4 protein-coding genes are annotated in these 4,769 nt (G+C 36.7%); 3 read left to right on the top strand and 1 reads right to left on the bottom strand.

What is annotated here, in order from left to right:
- Positions 1–147 precede the first annotated feature (147 nt).
- Positions 148–2,115, bottom strand: coding sequence for a molecular chaperone HtpG (gene htpG, locus CUN59_RS07030; protein ID WP_104387174.1), 1,968 nt, complete (start codon positions 2,113–2,115; stop codon positions 148–150).
- A 206-nt stretch (positions 2,116–2,321) separates the two neighbouring features.
- Between htpG and CUN59_RS07025 the strand changes: the two genes are divergently transcribed.
- The 3 genes from CUN59_RS07025 to CUN59_RS07015 form a co-directional block, all read left to right on the top strand.
- On the top strand, positions 2,322–2,801 hold the full coding sequence (locus CUN59_RS07025; protein WP_104387173.1) for a hypothetical protein: 480 nt from the start codon (positions 2,322–2,324) through the stop codon (positions 2,799–2,801).
- A 3-nt stretch (positions 2,802–2,804) separates the two neighbouring features.
- Positions 2,805–3,236 (top strand): DUF29 family protein, encoded by a 432-nt coding sequence (locus tag CUN59_RS07020; protein ID WP_104387172.1) that lies wholly within the window; start codon positions 2,805–2,807, stop codon positions 3,234–3,236.
- The coding region (locus CUN59_RS07015; protein WP_133164006.1) for a tetratricopeptide repeat protein at positions 3,233–4,769 on the top strand (1,537 nt) is incomplete at its 3' end. The genes CUN59_RS07020 and CUN59_RS07015, both read left to right, overlap by 4 nt.

Raw genomic sequence — 4,769 nt, 5'->3', positions numbered from 1 at the left:
AGGAAAAAACTTTTTGGTTTACTGGTTAGGGAATAACGAACCGCAGAGGACGCAGAGGACACAGAGGAATAAGAGTTTGAGGATAATTTTGCGGAAGTCCTAATTATTAAAAATCCCCCTTTTTAAGGATTTAGGGGGATCTGGATCTTACTTACTCGCTTGTTCTGTGAGCTTGGTTAACACATCATTAGAACGTTCAACAAAGGATTTCATACCATCTGCATCAAAGCCTTTTTGAGACATCAGTGCTAAATCATAGACGTGCTGACAAATCATTCTTGCTAATTGTCCTGTGGGTGACTCACCATCACCTTGAATAATACTACCTTGATTCAAACTGGCTAGGTTTTGAATTAAAGGATGGGCAGTATTGACGATTAAAATATGTTCTTCAGGAAATTCTACATTTTGCTGCTGCATCATGGCGTTCATTTCCCGCATACGACGAAGGATTTCTGGCAATAATACCATTGCTGGTGGTGTTCCTTGGGGGTCGTCTGATTTTAAGGATTCGGTACGAATGGTAACTCTGGGTTTGTTGAGTGATTTTTCAAATAATTCTTTGATGGTTTCACTCTTGGTTTTATTGGTGGTGGGGTCAACAATTTCGCTAGATTTATCATCTAACAATGTATTATCAAGGTCAGAATCTACCCGTGTAAATTTAACATCCTGATATTCTCTTTCTAGGAAGTTAATAAAGTGGGTATCAATGAAGGAGTCCATAAATAGAACTTCTAAACCTTGATTTTTATGCAGTTCCACATAAGTAGCTTGACTGGCTTCATCTGTGCTGTAAAATACTTTATTTTCCTGGCGTTCTTTGTTGCGTTCTAAATATTCTTTGATGGTGGTGTAAGGTGTGCTGCTGGTGTTTGCTGGGGTGACATCTTCCCAAGCGTCACCTTCTGAAGATTGGACTTCAACTGCTGGTGTTTCTGTGGGTTGGGTGTTTAATTTGGCGCTACTGCGGAATATGAGAATGTCTTCAACTTGTTTTTTAAATTTCTCGTCGTTGAGAACGCCAAATTTAACGAAAGTGCCTAAATCTTTCCATGCACTAATGTAGTGTTCACGGTTATCCCGGTATAGTTCTTTGAGTCTATCACCGACTTTTTTGGCGATATAATCTCCTATTTTCTTAACGGTGCGATCGCCTTGTAACGCACTACGGGAAACGTTCAAAGGAATATCTGTACTGTCAATTACCCCCCGCATGGGCATTAAAAACTGGGGAATGATTTCATCACAGTTATCACTCACAAAAACCTGATTGCAGAATAACTTTGTTTGTCCTTTGGTGACATCTACATCAGGACGCATTTTCGGGAAATACAAAATCCCGTTAATAATAAATGGATAATCTGTATTTAGATGTACCCATAACAAAGGTTCTTCTTGAAAAGGATAGAGATAGCGGTAAAATTCTAAATAATCTTCTTTGGTTAAATTGTTAGAAGATTCTCGCCAAGGCGCTTTTTGTTTATTCAACACTTCCCCATCTAATTTGATGGGAACAGGTATAAAATCACAGTAGGTTTTAACTAAATTCTTAATTCTCGCAGCTTCTAAATATTCTTCCTCATCTGGCATTAATGTGAGGATAATAGTAGTACCGCGAGTAGTGCGAGAAGATTCATCTAAAGTAAATGCTGGTGAACCGTCACAACTCCAGTGAACTGCTTGAGAACCTTCTTTATAGGAAAGGGTATCAATTTCTACTTTTTTCGCCACCATGAAGGAGGAATAGAACCCCAAACCAAAATGTCCAATAATTGGTTGGTCAGCTTTGCCTTCATATTTGTGAATAAACTCTTCCGCACTAGAGAAAGCAACTTGGTTGATGTATTTTTTCACTTCCTCTGCGGTCATCCCGATACCATTATCGGAGATAGAGAGGGTTTTATTATCTTTATCAATGGCAATTGTAATTTCTGGTTCGCCAACTTCCCCATTGTACTCCCCAGCGCGGGACACCATTTTGATTTTTTGGATCGCGTCTACGGCGTTGGATACCAGTTCCCGCAGGAAGATTTGATGATCTGAATAAAGAGACTTCTTAATAATTGGGAAAATATTCTCAGTATGAATACTGATAGTACCTTGTTCTAGCATAGTTATCCGTCTGTTTTACTTGCTTGCAGATAATTAATGAAAATCTATTTTCTGTGATATATGTCTTTTGTGAGGTAAGGAATACCTGTAAATTATGATTCGGATTACACTACCATAACGGGGAATCGGGGACTAACAGCTTAGTTGATTATTCCCTGGAATGATGACGATAATAGGTATATTCAACTATCTTGAGGAATAGTTTTATGGATCCTATCACTTTAGCCACTGCCATTACTACCATATTTCTCACGGGAGTGTTACAGAAACAGGGTGAAAATTTTAGTGATGTTTTAATGCAAAAGGTTGGTAAAGCAATTGCTATTATTCGCAAACATTCCCCAGACACAGCAGCAGCTTTAGAAGCAAGTAATCTAGAGGTATTATCTCTCAAGCCAGAAGTTTTACAACAAATTCCTGATGATCCGATTTTTGCGGAATTGGTTGATACTGCTGATGTAGAAAATAATAGTACCTTCCGGGACAAATTACAAGCAATAAAACAAGCAGTGAAAGCAGGTACAATTGTACAAGTAATGGCAACTGATATTGAAGCGACTAATCTGAAAGCAAAGTCAATGCAACAAAAAGCAACCCTTCATCCTGAATTTGTAGAACAAACAATGTTAAAAAATGTCAAGGTAACAGGTGATATTGATTTAGGTGATTTAAGTCAAGAGGGATAAGTTATGGAAGAATTATTAGAACTTAAAAATTTATTAATTAGTGGCAATATTGCAGACGCATTGCTGCTAGTGGAGGAAATGACGGAGATGAGTAAGGATGATAAGCTAAACAAAATTATTAGCTTTGGCATTATTTTATTACTACATTTGATTAAACAGCAAGCGGAGAAACGAACAACAAGATCATGGGAGATATCAATTCGTAATTCTGTACGTCAAATTCAACGTACCAATAAGCGACGGAAAGCAAACGGAAATTATTTAACAGAAACAGAATTACAAGAAACCCTAGAAGATGCTTATCAATCTGCTTTAGATCAAGCATCATTAGAAGCTTTTGAAGGTAGATATGAAGCAGATGAAATTGCCACGATGATAGATCGTAACACAATTATTAATCAGGCACTGACACTAATTTTGGAAGATTCTATATGAGTGAACAACCACAAATTAATCAATCTATCTTGAATAATGTTAATGTCGGAGGTAATCTGACGACAGGTGATATTTATCAAAATATTTACTCTCAACCGAAACAACTAGAAGGAAACCCTTTCAAACCACCCCAACCCCGCGAAGGTGGACTGTTTGGACGGGAAGAGGAATTAAAAGAACTCCATCAATTATTGCAAAGTGGTAAAAACGTTTGTGTTGTTTCTGGAATGGGAGGAATTGGTAAAACTGGACTGGTGCGAGAATATGCAAATCTACCAGAATGTACATCATTATTTACCGGTGGAGTCTATTATATTGATGTCAGGGATAGGGAAAATATGGCTGGGGAAATTATCGCTTTGACTAAATGGAGATTTAAAGCAGATTTACCAGCAAATTTATCTACTCTACAAATGGTAAAGGCTTGTTGGCAACAATGGAAATATCAAACAGAAAATGTATTATTGATTTTTGATGATATATCTAGTTTAAATAAAGATATCGAATCCTATTTACCACCAAAGGATTTAGTTTCTCTGCGAGTATTGATGACTTCGCGGGAAACACCAGATAAACGCATTGCCAAAAAGTTAGAATTACAAGTTTTGTCAGAAGCAGCAGCAGTAGATTTATTAGCTGCAATTATTGGACAAAAAAGAATTGATGCAGAACCAGAAGCAGCTAAACTACTTTGTTATGAGTTGGGATATTTGCCTTTAGCTTTAGAATTGGTAGGATATTATTTAGATGATGAAGATTCTCAGGATTTATCACTGTTAGTAATGGGTGATAAATTGCGAGAGAGAGTTAAACATCCTTCACTGTCACCAGAACAAGTACCGGGAGGAATGCAAGCAAAAAGAGGTTTACAAGCTGCATTTGATTTAAGTTGGGAGGAATTAAAACCAGAAACTAAACATCTTGCTTGTGTTTTAGCTGATGTTGCTACTAGTCTTAATAATTTAGCAGGATTGTATGATTCTCAAGGACGATACAATGATGCTGAACCTCTTTATTTACAATCTTTAGATATCAGAAAACGCCAACTAGGTGATGATCATCCTGATGTTGCTACTAGTCTTAATAATTTAGCAGGATTGTATGATTCTCAAGGACGATACAATGATGCTGAACCTCTTTATTTACAATCTTTAGATATCAGAAAACGCCAACTAGGTAATGATCATCCTGATGTTGCTACTAGTCTTAATGATTTAGCACTTTTGTATTATTCTCAAGGACGATACAATGATGCTGAACCTCTTTATTTACAATCTTTAGATATCTATAAACGCCAACTAGGTAATGATCATCCTGATGTTGCTACTAGTCTTAATAATTTAGCAGCATTGTATTATTCTCAAGGACGATACAATGATGCTGAACCTCTTTATTTACAATCTTTAGATATCAGAAAACGCCAACTAGGTAATGATCATCCTGATGTTGCTACTAGTCTTAATAATTTAGCACTATTGTATTATTCTCAAGGACGATTCAATGATGCTGAACTTCTTTATTTACAATCTTTAG

This window comes from Cuspidothrix issatschenkoi CHARLIE-1, from assembly GCF_002934005.1.
Taxonomy (GTDB): Bacteria; Cyanobacteriota; Cyanobacteriia; order Cyanobacteriales; family Nostocaceae; genus Cuspidothrix; species Cuspidothrix issatschenkoi.
The sequence above is the reverse complement of the archived record's forward strand: the minus strand, read 5'-3'. Positions and strand labels throughout refer to the sequence as shown.

What these genes read in the sequence shown, in the direction of transcription:
- htpG (WP_104387174.1), bottom strand. Translation starts at nt 2,115, where the DNA reads ATGCTAGAACAAGGTACTATCAGTATTCATACTGAGAATATTTTCCCA.
- CUN59_RS07025 (WP_104387173.1), top strand. Translation starts at nt 2,322, where the DNA reads ATGGATCCTATCACTTTAGCCACTGCCATTACTACCATATTTCTCACG.
- CUN59_RS07020 (WP_104387172.1), top strand. Translation starts at nt 2,805, where the DNA reads ATGGAAGAATTATTAGAACTTAAAAATTTATTAATTAGTGGCAATATT.